Raw genomic sequence first — 19,676 nt, forward strand, 5'->3', positions numbered from 1 at the left:
GCATGAAAATAGCATAATTTTCAGAAGCAGCATCTTTTCGAACTCTAGATTCATCTTATCAAGCGTCCAGTGCAAAGAATTTTCGACAGCCCAATGCTTACGGCTAGAGTCTAGAAGTAGTGCAGCTACAGGAGTACATGAACTGATATAAAAACGCGTATCCATGGTTCTAAAATCACGCCCTTATCTGATCATTTCAACCATAACTACGCTAGTTAATTTTTCCATTTCAGCCCTTCTGGCATATGTTTTTTGTATTTTTTAAAATCAACAGCATAAGGGCGTCGTGTTTCAATTCGGCCATGACCAGTGTCAATTTCTTCATGAAAATCATGCTCTAAATTCTTAACATTAGCCTCTTTTGCACATGTTAAAAATGAAGCAACCTCCTCATGAAAATTGCCTTGATTCCCCTTGAGTGCAAGCAAATAGTCGCCTTTTTGCTTTACAATTTGCTCTGCGATATCTTTCTGGCAGCCCATAGCGTCGATGGGTGACGATGCATCCTTCAATAGCCAAACTATTTAATAACTCTGGAATGGCTGTGATCTCATTACTTTTTTCAGCCGTTTTTTCTTGTCCCAATACAATGCCATTAGCACTATTCCAAGCACTGACCATGTGAATTGCTGATTTCTCATCACTCGTGTTAAAACTGCGTCTCAAAGTTTTTCCATCAATGGCAATAACAGCACCATCTGTTGCTTTTGTTACTACTTGAATCCAGCTACTAAAGCAATTGGCAAACTGTTTTGTGTTCAACTTTCACATAACTCGCGCTATCGTATCATCAACAGGAATACCATTTTCATAAGGAAGGAACTGCCTTAACCAGTCAAGTTTAAGCAACCCGAAATCTCTGATGGATTTCCAACTCTCACATCCAGAAATCGTGGCACTAATAATTAAAGAAATAATTTCACTTTATGGATAACGCTTGTTCTTTCAATCCTGGGATCCTCAAGTGTTTTGAAGTGTGATAATAGGTCCGATTGCATGATGTTCCTTTGTAAAAAAGAAACATTTGATCATTTCTATGTAGATTTGTCGATCCCTATAGCAAACAAATTGTCTTAATTATGCCCTTAGCCATGATTTAGAAGATCTTGTCCTGGAAACTGATACAAACGCTTGCAACTGGCTATTTTGGGTCTTATACTCGTTGATTTTTATGAGTATGGTGGTTTTTAATTAGAACCCACCACCTTTATACTAACAAGTTGGCTGATGATGATAGGCTTTAGGCGCTGACATTAATCATCTAGAGGATGTTATTATACATTAGGGAAGAGTATGTTATTTTATTCCTATTCGTTTATTTTTATTTTTTTCCCCCTGGTCTTTATCATTTCTTATTTCGTTCTTAAGATTAATCAACCTATTTATTTATTCTTCTTGACCCTCTCTTCTTTAATATTTTATATTCTATGGCGATTTTCAGATATTTATTTACTTCTTTTTTCGATAGTTGTAAATTACTTATTAGGAAAAAAATTACAAAAAAATAAAGATAAACTATGGCTATCTCTTGGAGTTAGTATAAATCTCGCTTTGCTTTTTTGGTTTAAATACGCCTATTTTTTTAACGATCTAAGTCTAACAATCTTTGGTTATGGTTTTAATATACAAAAACTTGCTTTACCCTTAGCCATCTCATTTTATACTTTTGAACAAATTGCTTATCTAGTTGATAATTATAAGAAAATTATAATAAAACATACTTTCTTTGATTACCTATTCCTGATTAGTTTTTTTCCACGCTTAATTGCTGGACCAATCATACAGCCAAGAAACATGCTAAGTCAGATTAAAAATAAAATTAATATAACTGTTGAAAATCTTTCTGTAGGGTTAACCATTTTTGTAATTGGTTTATTCAAGAAAACCATCATCGCGGACTATTTTTCTGGCTTTGTGGATCAAGCATTTTTAGCCTACAAAACTGCTTCATTTCATCCTCACTTTATCCAAGCATGGAGCTCAGCATTAGCCTATGCATTTCAGCTATATTTCGATTTTTCAGGGTATTCTGAAATGGCTATTGGACTTGGAATAATATTTGGATTAAAGCTCCCTATTAATTTCAACTCTCCATACAAAAGTCAATCTATTGTTGAGTTCTGGAGACGCTGGCATATATCGTTATCTAGTTTTTTAAAAGATTACCTTTATATCCCTCTGGGTGGCAATAAAAAGGGGGAAATGCATAAATATCTCAACTTAATGATTGTTATGGTTATTGGGGGATTGTGGCATGGGGCCAATGTTACTTTTTTAGTATGGGGATTTATCCATGGCTCACTACTAGTTATCAATCATTTGTGGGACTATTTAGTAAAAAAATTCCAAATAAAAATTAGAGAATTTCCCTTATATAAACATTTTTGTTGGTTATTAACATTTTGCTTCATTTTAATTGCCTGGATTTATTTTCGCAGCGAAAATCTAACAGTTGCAAATAAAGTAGTTCTTGCAATGCTTGGCGATTCTGGCACTTTTAAATTGAAAGGAGTATTCACATTTCATTTCTATTTCTCTGCTATGGCAACTTTTTTGTTTTGTATTCTTGCCCCCAACACTTTACAATGGATGAGATATTCTTTTCCAGACAATGAAATTAATAGCCAAGTCACTCTGCAGCAAACACCATTATATTGGCGTCCACACATTATTAATGCTGTTATGGTGACAATTTTACTTTTCTGGAGTTTAACAGCTACATTTTCGTTAAATATCCAAGCGCCGTTTGTTTATTTTAACTTTTGATTATGTTAAAGACACATCGAAACTATTTATTTACGATTGGAGCACTTCTAAGTGTAGCTCTTAGCATAGCGTTTTTTCTTTTTTCAAAAGGTGCTAATCATATTGCTGATACTCGACAAAGATATACTTATGAGTTTTTAAAAATCAAACAAAATATTCTTCAATTTAAAAATGGCACTCGAAGAGTTATCGTACTATCTGGATCAAATGCATTTTATGGTTTCAGAGCAAATTTATTTGAAAAAATCACTGGCATTCCGACAATCAACATGGCTGTTCAAGGAAGCCTAGGCGTCAACTACATGCTTTACTATGTGAAGCCTTTTTTACATCGTGGTGACATTTTGATCCTTCCAATTGAGTACCACGTGCTATTTTCAAAGTCAGTTAATAATTTTGTTGTTACCAGTGTTTCATATGGGTTCGGACTTGACTATTTTAAGAGTTTAAAATTGCCTGATAAAATTGAATATATGCGAGTATTCAATAAAGAACATTTCATCGACTCACTTATGAGAGGATTAGGCTATAGAAACTCATATAAAGATTTACCATTATTAGCTGAATGCATTAATGAAAACGGGGATATGTGTTGCAATAAGTCTAATGAGAGAATTAAAAAAGGCTTACATAAGCTACTAACTCCTTATAGAGAAAAAACGCAGAGGTTTATAAAAACATCGGGGCCATTACCTCATTACATAGCTTTAGATATATTAGTTGATTTTTTTGGCTGGGCAAAAAAGAACGGTGTAATAGTAATTGGTACATACCCAAATACAGTGGACATAGCAACAGATAGAAAAATTATGGAATATGTTAGAAACTGGTATATTCAACATAACCAAATTTTTATAGGTGAGGAATCAGAATCTATTTTTCCAGAAAGTATGATGTACGACACAATTTATCATTTAAATAATAAAGGAGCCAAGTTACGCACCACGTTATTTGCTAAACGGTTTTGTGCTGAAACTAATTATTGTGAACACCCCAGAAGATCTTAATATTTATGCTCTTCCATTTAAGGAAACACTTCTAAATGAACGCGTATATGTAATGCGCTATTGAGATTATAAAGACACTTTAGTAATAGGTCACCCCTAATAAACTTCAAAGACGTTTTTAGGGGGAACTCATCACCCAAAGCCACCGCCAAAAGATCAAATAAGATTAAGAAATATCTTATCAATTTCTGTGTTAAAAAACATAAAATAGCCCATTAATCTTACCGCGGAAAAACGGACACTAATTTGTTAGTATTTATGAACGAACAAAGAGGTGTAAGTAATGGAAAGGCAAGTACGCAAGTACAGTAAAGAATACAAACAAGAGGCGGTAAGTCTTGCATTAAGTTATGGTAATGTGAATCAGGCAGCGAAAGAGTTAGGAGTTCCCGGGCCGACGCTGCATGAATGGGTAAGCAAGACAAAGTATGCAGGAAACAGTTTATTGAGCACGATAACAGAGTTATCACTCAGGCAGATATAAGCAAGGTTCTTGAAGAGAATAAAGAATTAAAGAAGCGTTTATTGCGTCTTGAACAGGAGAAAGAGATCCTAAAAAAGGCTGCCACGTACTTCGCCAAGGAGTTAGGATGAAGTACGTATTCATTACAGTTTTCAATTACATTGATGTGCCAACTATTTAAAGTGAGTCGCAGCGGTTTTTACTCCTATTGCACAAGACCATTGAGTAGTCAGCAACGAGCCAATGAAGCATTGGATAAAAAGATTGCTACCATTTTCAACCATCATAAAAAGCGCTATGGTGCGCCCCGAATAACCCGAGTTTTAAAAAGTCATAATGAGCAATGTAGTCATACCCATGTTGCCAGGTGGATGAAACAAATGGGTTTGGTGGCTGTTGCAAAAAAGAAGTTTAAAGTTACTACGGATTCAGCACATCACTTACCTGTTTATAGTAATGTGCGCAATCGTGATTTCTCCACAACATCCATCAATCAAAAATGGGCCTGTGATATTACCTATATTCGCACTCAGGAAGGCTGGCTTTATCTTGCAGTAGTCATTATTCGCGCGCAGTGATTGGTTGGTCAATGAGTAAGCGCATGAAGAAATCATTGGTCTGTGATGCATTAATGATGGCATCATTTACACGAAAGTTCCCCAAGAATGTCCTAGTGCACTCTGATAGAGGAAGTCAGTATTGCTCCAAAAAATACCAAACCATTCTCAAAGACTATCGTTTAATTGGCAGCATGAGTCGAAAAGGTAACTGTTGGGACAACGCTATAGCTGAAAGCTTTTTTCACACACTAAAAGTTGAGTTAGTTCATCAATGTATCTATACAACTCGTGAACAGGCAAGGCTTAGCCTATTTCAGTACCTAGAAGTTTATTATAATAAAAATAGAATGCATTCTGCTATTGACTACTGCACACCATTTGAGTTCGAATTGGTGGCGTAGTTTTCAGAGAGAGGTGTCCGTTTTTCCCCAGTAAGATTAGATTTTGTTGGATCATTTCTCCGGGCAAAAATCTATGGTCTTTGCTAACCCCCAGTGACCTATTACATGGCTAATTGTTACTGGTCGCGTGCACATTTAAAGCATATATAATTACATGAATATGCTTTAATGGAATTAATTTCGATTCTGAACACTCAATAATGACTTAAAATTACGCAAAATGACAATTGAACATCCAAGTACAAATCCACCCAATATTGAAAAGACTAATAGAACGTATTTATGGCGATTAATAGGACCAGATATGGAAATATTATGATCGATTAGTGCAAGTTTTATATCCTTAAAGTCTGGTTTAAACACCATAATGTCATTATGTTGTTGTTCTAAATCACGTAATTTTGGAAAATATGGAACATCAGATTTACGCTCTTCGAGGCTTTTTATTTCTGCAGTTAACCTTTTTACTCCTCTTGAATAAGAAGGGTTGGGTATACTGGCATCTAAACCAGAGAGTGGTGAAGGCTCCTCTATTTTTAATTTTTGTGCAAGTACCAATGCTTCTTTGAGTCTTACTAGCTGATCTTCACGCATTGTTTGAGCGCTTTTGAGAGCCAATGTCACCCTCTGTTGATAGTGTCTATTAACGACATTTATTTCATGTTCAAGAGAACTTTTTATCTTCTCCCTAGCTTGCTCAAGAATCATATTATAAAATAGTAGTGTGTTTTGCTCAGCATCTGCGCGACTATGAGCAGTAATAGTCAAAGAGTAGCGACCAGCAGACTCCAGCATTGTTGTTATTGAAACAGGAGCTTTAGTAGGATTTACTTCTCTTTGTTTTTTTATAAATGCTTGCTTGGCCGAATCAGATAAAAGAACACCTCGAAAGATATTAAAACAATCAGCAGGAGTTATAGGCTTTAGATTTAACAACCTCTCACGACCCAGATTTAATTCCGCAATGTCGTTATTTGTAGGAGGAATAAAAGTAAATTTTGCTTGATAAAACGGTTTTAAGATAGAAATAAATATAGAGGCAAATAAGGTTATAAGCAGGGTTATATTACCAATAAATATTTTCTTACTCCAAAGCAGTCTGACTAGCTCTATCAAATCAATTTCAGTATGATTGGAGGCTATATTGGGCTGATTTTTCACACGAGATCCTTAGTGTCTTACCACTCTCTATTTCTTTGATAAATATCTTATCCGCGTTCTGCTAATGATTCCTACAATTAAATTACTTTTTCTGTCGCCCTCAGCATAACATCCCTGAGAACCTGGCAAGTTTTTTCTATTTCAGATTTTGTTAAACTTGGATGAACCAGAAACATCAAACCAGTTTCTCCTAGTCTTTGAGCTACTGGTAATCTTGTTGATGGACGCCACGCCGTATTGTCAAATGCTTTTTCCAGATAAACTTCCGAGCACGAACCATAGTAACAAGGAACATTTTGTTGATTAATAAACTCTATTATACGTGAACGATTCCAACCTGGACTTAGTTGTTGTGGATTAACAAATACATAACATTTATAAGCGGCGTGTTCAATTTCATCCGGAATTGGCGGAACCCTTAAGCCAGGCAGAGTTGCTGCAGTATTCCAAATTTTTCTTACATTCTCTAATCTTTGTTCATGCCAAAGAGGCATTTTTTTTAACTGTAATCTTCCAAGTAATGCCTGAATTTCAAGCATCCTACCATTCATTCCAAAGTTATGGTGCAACCATCTGAAGTCCGAATTTTGGGAAGCTTTGAACACAGCATCCCATGATTTTCCATGATCTTTAAAAGACCACATGGACGACCATAAATTACGATCATTCGTAGTTACCATACCGCCTTCGCCACCAGTTGTCATAATCTTATCTTGACAAAAAGACCAGGCTCCGATATGCCCTATAGAGCCAACAGAACGACCTTTATATTTTGCCCCATGTGCTTGAGCGCAATCTTCAATAACAAATAATCCATGCTCTTCAGCAAGCGCCATAATAGAATCCATATCACAAGGCCATCCAGCAAGATGAACGCAGAGTATGGCTTTGGTCCTTGGTGTTAATACTTTACGAATCGTCTCAACGTTAATATTTTGGCTATCTTCATCTACATCTGCAAACACAGGGTTCGCTCCGGCCAGTATAATCGAGGAAACCGAAGCAATGAATGTTCTGGAAGTAACTATAACTTCATCATCTGGCCCAAGATTTAATGCTTTAAGAGCCACATCCAAAGCAACTGTGCCATTCATTAAAGCGATTGCATAGTCTACACCAACCCAAGCAGCAAACTCTTTTTCAAACTCTACACATTCAGTACCTGTCCAGTAATTGACTTTATTTGATAGTAATACCTGTCGTAAGGCATCGGCTTCTTCTTCTGTATAACTTGGCCATGGCGAAAAAGCTGTATTTAACACATTAAATCCCTCTGTTTAATTGACATTAACTTTGCGGGAACTCCTGTTACAGTGCAATTGTCCATGATATCTTTTACCACTACAGCGCCAGCCCCCACTACTACACCACTACCAATAATTATTTTTTGTCGTACACAGGCTCCTATACCAACCCAACTTCCATCTCCAACGTGAACACCACCCGCAAGATTTGCTCCCGGAGAAATATGCACCCCATCACCCAATTTGCAATCATGATCAACTGAGGCGGAAGTATTGATAATACAACCAATACCACAATGCGCATCAATATTCACTACAGCATTAGCAAAAACCACAGAACCCTCTCCAAGAAATGCGTAGGAACTTACAGAAGCAGTAGGATGTATTATACGCACTACTGGAATTTTGGCTTTTAACAACTCTCTAATCGTTTTTAAACGAAACAAATTTGCTCCAATCCCAACAATAACACCATCATAATTGCTTCTTTCAGTGATCAAAGCGCAGCTATTACCAATAACATTCCAATGACTTACTCTTGTTAAAGCAGGCCATTCATCATCAAAAAAAATAATTTCTTCCCAACCCGAAGCCAGTGCAGCATCAGCTATAACCTTACCATGTCCACCCGCGCCCAGAATAGCTAATCTTTTCATTGTTGAGACCCTTTAAATTTTTCAGCAGTAACACTGCCTTCACTAGTAATTCCATCACGAATGAGCACTTTTTTTATTGTTAGGAACATTATCTTGATATCTAGCCACAGAGATTGATTATCTATATACCAAACATCTAATTTAAATTTGTCCTCCCATGCGAGGGCATTACGACCATTTACTTGAGCAAGTCCGGTAATACCAGGTTTCATCTCATGGCGTCTTCTCTGTTTAGCATTATAAAGAGGCAGGTATTCCATAAGTAAAGGCCTAGGACCAACTATACTCATCTCTCCTTTTAAAACATTCCATAATTCAGGTATTTCGTCCAAACTACTAGCTCTCAAGAACTTGCCTAATGTAGTTAGGCGTTTATCATCAGCCAACCAAATCCCATTAGAATCTTTTGAGTCCAGCATTGTTCTAAATTTAACCATATAAAAGGGTTTTCCATGGAGTCCAGGGCGCTGTTGACGAAATAAAATGGGGCTTCCCATGTGCCAGCGAATAAGTAAAGCCAGACAACAAAGAATGGGAGCCATTAAAATTAACAATAAACTTGCGGTAAAAAGATCAAAAATACGTTTAACCAACACATACTCCTTCAAGCCAGTCTACAAAATTATTAGCTAATACCAATCTATCAAAATCAGTTTCAGCTAAAAGTCGAGCACGCTCGCCTTTTTCACGCAATACCATTCGATTGTCTGCAGCGTATTCTAACACATCAGCAAACGCAACTGCTGTATTTGGTGGAATAACAAACCCGCAATCTTTTTGAGTAATTAAATCTGCAACCCAACCTGGATAATTATTTAATACTGGTAAACCCGATGCAATATAGTCAAAAAATTTATTTGGGGACGTACCATAATAAAATGCGGGCACATCAGCGAGTATTTGTAACCCTAAATTTGCAGTCTCCATTAAACCAGCAAGTTTTTCTTTATCCACAGGATCATGGAAAATTACATTATCTAAATTTTCCCGAAAAACTCGTTGTTGTAAACTGGTTTTTAGCTTACCCTGCCCAATTAAAAGCAGTTTAATATCCTTTCGTCCTCGATGCTTTAATTCAACAGCAGCATCCAACACAGCGTCCAAACCATTTGCAATGCCGTGTGTGCCAGCAAAGACTGCAAAAAAATCTTTTTCTCCAATTGCCTCAGGACGCCAAGGTAAGGTAGGAGCAGAAAAAATTTGAATATCACATCCGTTAGGAATTAATTTAACCTTTCCCTGTACTATGCCTCGCTTCAATATTCCATTCACAATACCGGGGGATAACCCGATTAGACGATGGGCGGAATGATAGGATAACCATTCCAATACAGACATAGCACTCAATATCACTGGATTTTGTATCACACCCATAGCTTTGGGCAGCTCTGGCCACAAATCACGAACCTCAAATACAAAGGGCTTGCGTCGAAACCAACGTGCAAATATACCCGGGATAGATACCGTTAGTGGCGTTGAAGTAGCAAAAATCAAATCATATTGTTCTGTAAATACTAATTTCAGACTTTTCAATGCAAATTTGATAAAGGTATGTGCTCGAACTGCGAATCGATCACTATTGGAGTAAGCTAAGTCAAATTCAATAATCTCAATACCATCTACAATTCCTCGTCTCTGACCATTTCTGAAAGAATCAATCAAACCTGTATTAGCTTCACCATAACTTCCGCAAACAATAGTAACTTGATGTCCTCGCTCGATAAGTTGTCTAGACATCTCATAAGATCGAATTCCCGTAGTCCCTTTAGGGGTAGAAAAATGTTGATGAAAATATAGTACTTTCATTACCAGTTGTACTCCGTCACCAAAACGCCTGGTTGCTCAACTTCCACTTCTAACACAGGCAACTGATTTTTTTGAAGATAATAACGCGATTCCCATCCATCTACCAACTCAAAACGCTTAATAGGAATAGCCGTATTAACCCTGATTGTTTGCAATCCATTAGTCAAACTGTTGCCTTCAATGCACCAATTACCTGGCTTTAATCGCCATCTCATAATTGCAGAATTGCTAAACCCCTTTATTTCATCGCATACAGTTAAGTTGTTCTCAGTCAGCTCTACAAAGCGAGCATGGATTGCTCCATAGCTATCACGATAACTAGCCCCAAAACTAACAGTATCTTCTGTTTTCTGAAGCTCACAGATAGACTTAATTTTTAGCCAATTTCCAAAAAGAAAACGACTAAGACGAGGCATTTGATCTCGACCATCAAACTGAATAGTATTGTGGCTTGATACTCCATGGAAATAAGCTAGCCACTCAGGTTCTGCGTTATAGCTATAAGAGCCTCCATCTCGCAATATATTTTCATCATTAATCCATAAATCGAGGTGAAGAGCATCCGCTTGGCTTGGACGAAAACGAAACCGCGGATAGCGTAGAAGAACCCATGCATTAGCATGACGCATTACGGCATATCCACCCTTGTCGAATAAAGTACTATTAGGTTTTTCCATAACTTCTGCAGCAGGTTTAATATTAAGCCACTTTAAAGGCAGATCCCACACCCCCTCCTCGAAGTAGGCCCTTTTATTATTAAATAATGTCATCGCCAGCTGCACAGAAGGTCGATAATCCCGATAATCTGTATCGGTTAAAGGTAAAAAACAGGCGCCGTCATTCGCACCTATATTAGGGCCATCTCCTGTGCTAGGATGAATCATATTTGCCAACCAATATGCAGCAGCACTAGCACGTAATTGCCATTTTTTTGAAAATGCAGGCAAAGAGAAGTATCGCCTCCATATTTCAACCATAGATAGGGTATCAAGAACAACCCGATGGTAATTAAGTGAGTATTGGCTAAAACTACCATCTGTATCTATTAAGTGGGAAACACGATTCTCTAACCATTTTCGCCCGAGTCGACTCCATTTCTCCCCATATTTATTACCCTGAGCCTTAGCCCAGCTCCCTCCTATGAAAAGAGCTGCAGCTTCTGACGTGCCATGATTATTGTCTTGAGCCATTGCATAATTAAGCGTGGACTCTATGCGTTCTAAATGAAGTACAATTAACTCTAAAAGTACGGAAGATGGTTGATTTGCCTGCCCAAGGATCACTGCTGCCATAGCAAGATGCATGACGCGAATAGCTGCTTCTTGCCCACACTTCCAGTTGACTCCCCTATACGAGGGATTATTTTCACACCAATCATTTAACCAAAAATTAAGTTTTTCTAGAGACTTTTTATCACCTAGTTTTGCACGTTGAGCAAAAGACAATACCCAATCAAACCGAGAAGCTTCCCAGAAGATTTTAATATCCCCAACACTAGGATCAAAATCTGGAATACGCCACCATTGACGAGAAGATTGAGATCGTGTTCCTGTTAAAGGATTTAGATGCCAGTCTGGTGGAATATCCAAAACAGGGACTGGTGTATAACCAAAATATCTAACCTCATCTAACCAATTTTTTACTGAAATTTGTTCAGAGCAAGTCAATTCAATCTCATGAAAGAAAATCCCACTAAGACATGTACTTTGGAGCTCAATAAAGAATCCAAGCTTTTTATAAATACGATAAATCAATATTTGAATCGAATTTACTAAACCCAAGGAGAATAGAGCTTGAGCCTTGATGAAGATCAGTTTCATACTATATTTCAACTAATAAATTAATTGTCAAAGAACATCACTTAGCCCACTTCTCATTATCTTTGTGTTGACCAAGCAGAGCCTCGTTCAAATAAAAAAAGCCAAGCAGCTTTACATACTAATATTAAACCTACAGAAGCCATTAACCACGGAATATAAGAAATTGAACAAAAATATTCAATGTTTTTACAGTAAGTACTTATTAATAGAGGAAGAAGTACCCCTAAGAAAGCCTTAGAATTACTTATTTTATTTTGTTTTTTATAAAAAAAAAGCAAAATATAAGTTAAGAAATAGCTATTAATTACTAATCCTAGAAAAAGACTATCTCCTATCAGATACCCCATGATAATGCCTCCCCAGAAGCAAAGTATCAAAATAAGCTGTAAAAATGCTACTTGCCATACGCGCCTATTAACCATTAAAGGGAGCAAAAGTAGATTAGAGATACCAATAAGTGCTGTTATATAATATCCCATTGCAGCTAGCTTCAATGTATCCAAACTTTCCATACTAGGTTTAAATAATATGGGCTTTAGAATTGGGAGTATTATTATCCCAGCTATGCCTATTATCATTAAAGTTTTAAGATAGCGAGGGATTAGTTCCAATGAGATTTTTTTACTAATTAATAAAGGTAAGGCCCAAGACATCAAAGAGGAACTTGCCATCACGAGTGGTAATGCTAAAGTGCTACCGATTCCCGCCGCTCCAGTTGCTGCCGCCCCAAAAAAAAAGCCTATCACGATACGATCACCATATTGTGCTGCTGTTTGTGTCCACCCACGAATAACCAAAGGGAATCCTACACGGACTGATCGGCGAAGCCTTACTCTATATTTACTAAAGGGAATTTGGAAAGAACGTCTTGCTTCAACATTGAAAATATATTGACCTAGGCCTTGCAGCCAAAGAGCTAGGGCATTAGCCAAAACAAAATAGCTCCAATTTGGGCTAGCAATAAGAATCGCCAGACAAAAAACTGATCCTAACGCATTACCAGCCGCCCCAATTAATAAACCTTTACCATCTTCTAGACCTCTGGCTAAATTTCCAGTAAAACCAACAAATGCAATCCCCTCCCAATAAATAATTAGAACAATAAGTTCAACTCCTTTAACATTAAACCCTAGATAGGCTATCATGGAAAATAATAGCCCACTCATGACAGCCCACCCAAGTGATGACCAATAACTAGTTTTTATAACACTTGCTTTGTTAATTTTGCTGTAACTTAATTTTGGGAGAAACAATATCAATGATTGAGAAAAACCCGGATTAATATTTGCAGTAAGTTGACAAGAACTTCGCCATATCATCCATTTACCGAAACCAGCAACACCTAACTGCATAATCGCTAAAAGATTTAAGAAAAAACTTAAAATGGCTGGTAAGACATTCGCAATTAAAACGATTTCTTTTTTCCATAAGCCGAAAGACTGGGTTTTATTTGCTTTAAATCCATTCAATTGTTGATATCCTCCCATTAAGCCGTCAGTTTTATCGCTTGTTGAGTTAGATCATGTAAGTCTTTTGTTATACGGGGTTCAGCTTCGCTTGCTAGTAATTTCTCCCCCATAGGAGCATAGGCACCCAGGCTACCTTCACCAGAAGAAATAAATAATTTCTTTAAACTCTCTAGTTGTTGTAGTCTTTGCGTTTCCGTATTCGATTTTATGGCATTTTGGGCAATGTATATATGCTCCTCTGCTGTTGTTAATCGCATAAGAACATTTTTGTGAGAAGCGTTATAATATGGAGAACCACAATATAATAACGGGATATTTAACAATGTAGCTTGAATGGCTGTTGAAGAAGCATAGCCTACAACCAATTTTGTCTTTTCCAATAATGATGTTATAGAACTCATGGTTGGAGCAAAATAAACATTAGGAATTTTTGAAAGAGTTCTTAATATGTTTTCGTTTCTTCTTCCGATACAAGCAGGATGCTCTTTAATAACCACAGGCATGAATTTTGAAAGGTCTTTTGCGAGGCTTAAAGTAACAGCATGATGGTTACACATCTCAAGCTCAGAGATCCAATAATCATTAGTAGCTTCTGGGTAAAATTGCAAGGGTAGAAGTATGAATTCTCTGGGCAATTCTTTTAAGGCGTTCTTTTCAACTTTAATAATTTCTTGTGCACGAGAGAAAGAAGAAACCATTTTAGTCCTCTGAACTGGCCAAGGAGCAAAAGAGAAACTTAGAGGATCTCTAAACAAATGCCGGTAAGAGAAAAACACAGGACGTTTTATGGCATCAATTATCATTCGTCGAATAGCAGTTTGCTTAACTTGTTTATCAACGCCCATAAGAAAATCTGGTCGAAAATCAATTTTAGTAAGCTGGTTTAAGCTGTTATTGTAACTCTCCTCAAGAACCGATGTCATCTTTAATTGGCCAAGCAATTCTCCTCTTACAGTAAAGCGAACTCGTTTTGAAAATAAAGTATTAATCGGAGAAAATGCAGGAATACCTTTCTCCTTCGCAACACGTTGCAAGGTATCTAAAACAAAAGAATCGATAGGCAATAATAACACAATATCATAATCGTTTTTTTCTAAAATAATTTCCCAAGTTCGGTACGCTATAACAGCTAAATGAGATGCAGTTTTAAATGGCAGCGTTCTTAAAAAACGACACCTTTGTATTATATCTTCCATAGGCAGATAGGAGTTAGTATTACGGGAGGACGACTTAAGCTCTTGATAAAAAACATCGCCCCACCAGTCCACTTTGTTTCCTCCTAAACGCTCATCGGAAATAAGCTGTATTTCCGCATCCTGGCCAAAAAGTTGCGAGGCCAAGGAGATAATGCGTTTAAAATGTCTTCGACGAGCAAAAGCTAAAATTTTTTTTGGTGAGCTTTCAATTTTTTTGTTTATCATTTGCTATTTCCGTGAGCTTATTTAAAGTTAGACTAGGATTTGACATTAAGCCCAATGCAATCCATAAAAGATAGTTCTGCATTATAATAAAAGATGACATTGAGACAGTAAATAAGCCTAAGCTAGTTAACCCCAATGCCTGATAGTATATTAATTCGTCCTTAAAGGATCTCTTTACAATCACCCAAGAAATTTTCCAAACAATAGAGAAGATAAGGATTACAGCTAGGGGGAACCCATAAATATGCACAAGACCCAATGGGGAAATATGTACAGTACTCTTAGTAATTTCTTCATTTTCATTTTGTAAAGTAAAATGCGCTCCAAAACCTGAACCAATCCAAAACTTAATTGGATCCTGTTGCCACTCATGTACTACCGCGGTAACCTCCAAATTACGACCTGCAGTAATTTTTCGGATTTTTGCTTCAGTAGATTGTTCAGACGAAACTTGAAATTTTTTTGTTAGTTGCTCAGGTAAGAAAGAGAGCGAACCATTTAACCCTACAATTAAACAAGCAAGCACAATACTACAAAATATAAAAATCATTTGTAATATTCGCGAGGAAATTGCTGAATACTTAATAGGAAATATCCAAGAGCAGAGCATCATTACTATAGCAGCAAGTAAAACCCCTCGTTTCCCAGATAAAATAATGAGCAGCATTACAAAAACGATTGTCAATCTATATCTCTTCATGCATCGTGTTAAAGCTAAAGCCAGTAGCAATAACGTTGATTCAGAATTTAAACCCATGTACACGGGATATGGACCAAACACACCAAGAATGTATAAATATGACAAACCAATCATAACGCCAACTGCACCAGACCAGGCTAATTTGAAGATTAACTCCTTAGTCCATATAAGTTTGTAGTGACGGGTGGTAAAATATAGAAGAAAAACAAAAATAAGACGAGAGACATTCCCTCCAATGTCGATCCAATCACCCTTGAACCAAATTGTCCAGCAAGTTGTCCAAAAACCAATAAAAATAAGTAATAACTCAAAAAAATCGACAAAAAAACCATTTCTTAGAATTAATATCGCAAAAGAAAATGCTAATAGGAGTATAACTAATGGGAAACCGATATAAAAAGTTAAAGACGGTATTAATACACTTATTCGTATTAGCTTTAAAGTATGAAGCGCAGGAGCTAAGAATAAAAGAATAACGATTATAAACAATGATAGTTTGTAAAATTTATCAACATTTGAGCTATCTGTAATGTAATTGCGCCTCAAGATGCTCCCCTATAACACAATTTCATGCAACAAATCTAGGTAATTTTAGACTCATATTTTGGCACCAGCAATTACATTAAAACATAATGAGTACGGCAATATAGCAGAAGATATTTGTTTAATCTAGATTAAAATTTTCTATAAATTCTTTTTTTAATGGGGTACCCTCAGGAATATCTCTCAAAGCCTTTTTACCTAGGATTTTTTCATAAAACTTGGGCCCCATGCCATAACCGGGACGAATGCTCTTTATATTATTCTGAGTAAAAACCTCTCCGGACTTTACTGATTTAACTATGTATAAGGAGCGGCGAAATTTGATATTAGGTTGCTCGCTTGGCTTACAACCATAATCTACTTTCCCTAGAGCTTCCCAAGCTATTTTACTATCGCGACATAATGCTTTTAATTCGTTGGGCTCTAATGAAAAACTGTCATCAGGTCCACCACCTGAGCGATTTAATGTCACATGCTTTTCAATGATTGAGGCACCTAAGGCAACACTAGTGATAGCAGTAATATTATCAATTGTATGATCAGAAAGACCAGTTACAACCCCAAATCTTTGGAGCATATCGGGAATCGTTCGAAGATTATAATCAGCCGCCGGAGCAGGATAACCACTGACACAATGCAAAATTGCCAACTCTTTGCATCCTCCTTCTCGAGCTGCATTAATCGCCTCTTCAATCTCTTGTGCATTCGCCAATCCAGTTGAAATAATCATTGGCTTTCCTGTGCGTGCAACATATTTGATAAGGGGCAGATCAATAGCCTCAAATGATGCAATTTTATAAGCAGGCGCATTTAACGATTCAAGAAGATCAACAGCTGTAGTATCAAAAGGTGAACTAAAAATGGTAATTCCCAATTCGCGCGCATAGTTGAATAAAGGCTCGTGCCACTCCCAAGGCATATGTGCTTCTTCGTAGAGTTGGTATAGGGTTTTACCTCCCCATAAGCCACCTTCAATACAAAAATCTTCGGTATCACAATTTATGGTAATCGTGTCAGGTCGATAAGTTTGTAGCTTTATTGCATCGGCACCAGCTAGTTTAGCCTCTTTTATGATTCGTAAAGCATTTTCAAGGTTACCGTTATGATTTGCAGACAGTTCTGCAATTATATAAGGTGGACTGTCTATGGAAATTCGTCGACCATTAATTATAAGTTCAGATTTAATTGTCATGATTTATTCTCTCCTTAGCCACCCATTCTTGTTGTAGTAAACCAAAATAAATTACATCTTGATAAACAAGACCATCAAAATAATGCTCTCTAAAGACTCCCTCTTGGAGAAATCCTAGCTTTTGATGAAAGTTAATGGACTTTTCATTAAATTCCAATACATGTCCCATTAACTTATGTAACCCCAATTCATCAAAGCAGTAATCTAGCGCGGCATGCCCCAAAGCTGTACCAGTTCCTTTCGGTGCATCAGGAGCTATATAAAAACCCCATTCAGCAGTGCTGCCTGATTGTAAAATATTAAAACTGACAAAACCACTGGGAATCTGATTATATTCAAAAATCAATAATATTTTGTTTTTATTATTAGACTCTCGTTCAAACCAGGCAAAATGTTCTGCAGCCTCTATTTCATGAGTGGTGTACATAAACCGACGGATTTCAGGATGATTACGCCAGCTTAATACTTGTAAAAGGTCATCTTTTGCCATGACACGGATCTTAGCATTTTTATCTGACATTCTTCTTTCTCTCATATGAATTCAGCTCAGCAACGATTGGATTTTATTCGTTACTAAAGACACGCCTTGACCATCTGTTATTGTTCGGCAAACATGACTTAATGAACTTAATACATCCAGACTACTGATTATCTTGTTAATAGAATCGGCTAACAGGTTACAAAATTCCGCTGAAAAAGGATTTCCAATATTAATGACAGCATTATTTTTTGCAAGAGCTCTAGATATATCAAGCTGATTGTCTGCTAAAACAACCAAAAGTGTTGGCAGCCCCAGACAACATCGTTCCCAGGAAGTACTACCTGCTGCGCCGATAGCTAAATCAGCATCCGCCATCAAATTTGCCATATTCTCTACATTCTCTTTAACGTCTGTTTGCCAAGGAGTAGTTAAAGCTCGAGCCTTGATATTGGCTAGATGTGGAGCTTGCATTCCCATAACAATAGTGACTTTACAATCCTTCGGTAGCTGAGAGAGTAAAAGTCCATCTAGCACTTTGGCTGTTGCGTTGAATTGATCCACTCCCCCCATAGTAATTAATATTTTTTTAAAAGCAGGTTGTTTCCTGCGCTCCAAACTGTATTGTCTTAAGTGCGCAAACTCAGGCTTAACTAATGAGAACTGAGCACCTATTAGGATTTGGGCAGAATTTGGCAAATAACTACGATAAACCTCCTCGGTTCTGCCAAAGGTTTGATCTAATAACAGATCACATACGTGTTCACGATTTGCCAAGTCATCGATAACCATTAACTTTTTATAGTAAGGCCGAAGCCCTTCTTCCCAGTTTTTATCTAATGAATAATGGTCAACAATTAACAAATCCACGGCATTTTTAGCGAGAACTTCTTCCGTTTGTTGTGCGTCTAACTGCCAAGAGCAACCTAACCAATCACTATAAGATAGTTTTTTTTCTTTAAAATCAGAGTTATTAGGAGAGCAAATAAGACTATATACCTTGAAACCCTTTTCGGATATAAAATTGCACAAATTGCCTTGATTTTCACGACAGATAAAAATACATTCCCCACCTAATTTTTTTAATGCAAAAGCCAGAGTGAGACATCGCATCACATGGCCCGTGCCAATTTGCAGAGATGCATCTACGCGAAAAGCAATTTTCAGCTTTTTTACCAACTTGTCCATCCCCCATCAACAGCCAAATTTGCCCCCGTAATAAATGAACTAGCTGCGGAGAGCAGGAAAACAACTGGTCCCGCTACCTCATGTGCTTCACCAATACGACCAAGGGGATTTTTAAAGCAAAGTTGGTTATAAAAAGCAGGATTTTTTTCTTTTATTGACTCAGGAGGGAAAGGGCCAGGACAAAGGCTGTTCACACGAATATTAAAGTGGCCAAGGTGACAAGCCATATAGCGCGTTAACTGAATAAGACCAGCTTTTGCAGCACCATAATAAGGAGGATTATTACTCCCACTATTGCCATAAATCCGAGGATCTGGACTGACTTGACCATACATTGAGGCAACGTTCACCACAGAAGCTCCTCCACGTTTGATTTTCGCTGCATTTTTAAGCAATTCCAGCCCAGCTTGCATCAAAAAAAAAGGACCATTCACATGTGTTTTTTGTGCTTGTTCAAAATCATTGGGAAGTGATGATTCTATTGTTCCAGCTCTACCGCTATGTGCACAATTAACGATGCCATCCAATTTTCCAAACTCTGTACTTAATTGTGAAATAATTCCTTGGCACTCTTCTGCTTGCGATATATCAAAACACGCTGTATAAGCATTACCATTTGTTGCCTTGATTTCCTCAGCTAATTGACGCAGTGAACTTTCGGTGCGTCCGCAAAGAATCGGGATACCTCCCATTGCAGCCACCCCATGGCTTATTGCTTGTCCTAAATAGCCTGCAGCACCGGTGATAAGAATAATCTGGTCATTAAGCTCAAACTCTTTAGTCAAACTTTTAAATGTCATT

At 37.1% G+C, this 19,676-nt stretch carries 21 protein-coding genes; 5 read left to right on the forward strand and 16 right to left on the reverse strand.

What is annotated here, in order from left to right; all coding sequences use genetic code 11:
* Positions 1-215: 215 nt before the first annotated feature.
* The 3 genes from Lbru_RS16875 to Lbru_RS18090 are packed head-to-tail and all read right to left on the reverse strand — an operon-like array spanning position 216 to position 918.
* Entirely contained in the window at positions 216-482 is a 267-nt protein-coding gene (locus Lbru_RS16875; RefSeq protein WP_131793436.1) for an ISAs1 family transposase, read from the reverse strand.
* Positions 391-762 (reverse strand): ISAs1 family transposase, encoded by a 372-nt coding sequence (locus tag Lbru_RS16880; RefSeq protein ID WP_058441937.1) that lies wholly within the window; start codon positions 760-762, stop codon positions 391-393. The genes Lbru_RS16875 and Lbru_RS16880 overlap by 92 nt, the downstream gene beginning before the upstream one ends.
* 3 nt (positions 763-765) lie before the next feature.
* Positions 766-918: a transposase family protein gene (locus Lbru_RS18090; RefSeq protein ID WP_083500887.1), complete on the reverse strand. Its 153-nt coding sequence runs from the start codon at positions 916-918 to the stop codon at positions 766-768.
* Positions 919-1,293: 375 nt separating this feature from the next.
* On the opposite strand from Lbru_RS18090, the gene Lbru_RS09705 reads away from it, so the two are divergent.
* The 5 genes from Lbru_RS09705 (at position 1,294) to Lbru_RS17490 (ending at position 5,197) form a co-directional block, all read left to right on the forward strand.
* Complete coding sequence (locus Lbru_RS09705) at positions 1,294-2,766, forward strand: MBOAT family O-acyltransferase (RefSeq protein WP_058441938.1); 1,473 nt, start codon at positions 1,294-1,296, stop codon at positions 2,764-2,766.
* A 2-nt stretch (positions 2,767-2,768) separates the two neighbouring features.
* Entirely contained in the window at positions 2,769-3,773 is a 1,005-nt protein-coding gene (locus tag Lbru_RS09710) for a hypothetical protein (protein WP_058441939.1), read from the forward strand.
* A 283-nt stretch (positions 3,774-4,056) separates the two neighbouring features.
* Positions 4,057-4,257, forward strand: a complete 201-nt coding sequence (locus tag Lbru_RS16890; RefSeq protein WP_083500888.1) for a transposase — start codon at positions 4,057-4,059, stop codon at positions 4,255-4,257.
* A 200-nt stretch (positions 4,258-4,457) separates the two neighbouring features.
* Positions 4,458-4,814 carry an IS3 family transposase gene (locus tag Lbru_RS17485; protein WP_165481412.1) on the forward strand — a complete coding sequence of 119 codons (357 nt, stop codon included), beginning with the start codon at positions 4,458-4,460 and terminating at the stop codon, positions 4,812-4,814.
* A 23-nt stretch (positions 4,815-4,837) separates the two neighbouring features.
* Positions 4,838-5,197, forward strand: a complete 360-nt coding sequence (locus Lbru_RS17490) for an IS3 family transposase (RefSeq protein WP_165481411.1) — start codon at positions 4,838-4,840, stop codon at positions 5,195-5,197.
* Positions 5,198-5,371: 174 nt separating this feature from the next.
* On the opposite strand, the gene Lbru_RS09725 is transcribed toward Lbru_RS17490, so the two are convergent.
* The 13 genes from Lbru_RS09725 to Lbru_RS09785 all read right to left on the reverse strand — a co-directional run bounded on the left by Lbru_RS09725 (position 5,372) and on the right by Lbru_RS09785 (position 19,675).
* The gene (locus Lbru_RS09725) at positions 5,372-6,358 is read right to left on the reverse strand and encodes a Wzz/FepE/Etk N-terminal domain-containing protein (protein WP_058441941.1); all 987 of its coding nucleotides are present in this window, start codon (positions 6,356-6,358) and stop codon (positions 5,372-5,374) included.
* A gap of 77 nt (positions 6,359-6,435) precedes the next feature.
* Positions 6,436-7,620, reverse strand: a complete 1,185-nt coding sequence (locus tag Lbru_RS09730; RefSeq protein ID WP_058441942.1) for a DegT/DnrJ/EryC1/StrS family aminotransferase — start codon at positions 7,618-7,620, stop codon at positions 6,436-6,438.
* Complete coding sequence (locus Lbru_RS09735; protein ID WP_058441943.1) at positions 7,614-8,258, reverse strand: acetyltransferase; 645 nt, start codon at positions 8,256-8,258, stop codon at positions 7,614-7,616. The genes Lbru_RS09730 and Lbru_RS09735 overlap by 7 nt, the downstream gene beginning before the upstream one ends.
* Positions 8,255-8,851, reverse strand: coding sequence for a sugar transferase (locus Lbru_RS09740; RefSeq protein ID WP_058441944.1), 597 nt, complete (start codon positions 8,849-8,851; stop codon positions 8,255-8,257). The genes Lbru_RS09735 and Lbru_RS09740 overlap by 4 nt, the downstream gene beginning before the upstream one ends.
* Entirely contained in the window at positions 8,844-10,064 is a 1,221-nt protein-coding gene (locus Lbru_RS09745) for a glycosyltransferase family 4 protein (protein WP_058441945.1), read from the reverse strand. The genes Lbru_RS09740 and Lbru_RS09745 overlap by 8 nt, the downstream gene beginning before the upstream one ends.
* Positions 10,064-11,884 (reverse strand): heparinase II/III family protein, encoded by a 1,821-nt coding sequence (locus tag Lbru_RS09750; protein ID WP_058441946.1) that lies wholly within the window; start codon positions 11,882-11,884, stop codon positions 10,064-10,066. Before Lbru_RS09750 ends, Lbru_RS09745 begins: the two co-directional genes overlap by 1 nt.
* Positions 11,885-11,940: 56 nt before the next feature.
* Entirely contained in the window at positions 11,941-13,353 is a 1,413-nt protein-coding gene (locus tag Lbru_RS09755) for a hypothetical protein (protein WP_131793435.1), read from the reverse strand.
* Between the two features lie 17 nt (positions 13,354-13,370).
* The gene (locus Lbru_RS09760; RefSeq protein WP_058441948.1) at positions 13,371-14,774 is read right to left on the reverse strand and encodes a capsular polysaccharide export protein, LipB/KpsS family; all 1,404 of its coding nucleotides are present in this window, start codon (positions 14,772-14,774) and stop codon (positions 13,371-13,373) included.
* Complete coding sequence (locus tag Lbru_RS09765) at positions 14,755-16,020, reverse strand: hypothetical protein (RefSeq protein WP_058441949.1); 1,266 nt, start codon at positions 16,018-16,020, stop codon at positions 14,755-14,757. The genes Lbru_RS09760 and Lbru_RS09765 overlap by 20 nt, the downstream gene beginning before the upstream one ends.
* 118 nt (positions 16,021-16,138) lie before the next feature.
* Positions 16,139-17,209 carry a pseudaminic acid synthase gene (gene pseI, locus Lbru_RS09770; protein WP_058441950.1) on the reverse strand — a complete coding sequence of 357 codons (1,071 nt, stop codon included), beginning with the start codon at positions 17,207-17,209 and terminating at the stop codon, positions 16,139-16,141.
* The gene (gene pseH / locus Lbru_RS09775) at positions 17,199-17,729 is read right to left on the reverse strand and encodes a UDP-4-amino-4,6-dideoxy-N-acetyl-beta-L-altrosamine N-acetyltransferase (RefSeq protein WP_065235453.1); all 531 of its coding nucleotides are present in this window, start codon (positions 17,727-17,729) and stop codon (positions 17,199-17,201) included. Before pseH ends, pseI begins: the two co-directional genes overlap by 11 nt.
* 21 nt (positions 17,730-17,750) lie before the next feature.
* The gene (pseG, locus tag Lbru_RS09780; RefSeq protein ID WP_058441951.1) at positions 17,751-18,875 is read right to left on the reverse strand and encodes a UDP-2,4-diacetamido-2,4,6-trideoxy-beta-L-altropyranose hydrolase; all 1,125 of its coding nucleotides are present in this window, start codon (positions 18,873-18,875) and stop codon (positions 17,751-17,753) included.
* Positions 18,860-19,675, reverse strand: a complete 816-nt coding sequence (locus tag Lbru_RS09785; RefSeq protein ID WP_058441952.1) for an SDR family NAD(P)-dependent oxidoreductase — start codon at positions 19,673-19,675, stop codon at positions 18,860-18,862. Before Lbru_RS09785 ends, pseG begins: the two co-directional genes overlap by 16 nt.
* Position 19,676 lies beyond the last annotated feature (1 nt).

The sequence above is a fragment of the Legionella brunensis genome, assembly GCF_001467025.1.
Classification (GTDB): Bacteria; Pseudomonadota; Gammaproteobacteria; order Legionellales; family Legionellaceae; genus Tatlockia; species Tatlockia brunensis.